The organism is Dellaglioa sp. CoH-56-MRSF-14 (assembly GCF_056782115.1).
On record NZ_JBXAYB010000130.1, the window covers coordinates 1 to 249 of the forward strand.

At 51.0% G+C, this 249-nt stretch carries 1 protein-coding gene; it reads left to right on the forward strand.

All coding sequences use genetic code 11. The features are described 5' to 3' along the window. On the forward strand, positions 1 to 249 hold a 249-nt coding region (locus AC1RPX_RS08065; protein WP_481763379.1), incomplete at both ends, for a hypothetical protein.

Consider the following 249-nt stretch of genomic DNA (forward strand, 5'->3'; position numbering starts at 1 on the left):
GGCAAGAAGATGATTTCCCTGATCGGCATGAATCAGCTGTCTGATATTCCGATGGCTATGTACGGACCGAAGCAGCAGGAATCGTGCGGTAAGAAGCTGCGCTACTATTCGGACGTGCGAATCTGGAATACGAAACGTGGCTCAGGTATGCCTTTCAACGCGGTCTTCGATAAGGAAGAGGGCGTCGAGATCGAGAAGAGCGTTACCGGGAAGGGTAACGACTTCTATCGCTATATCCAGACCAAGACT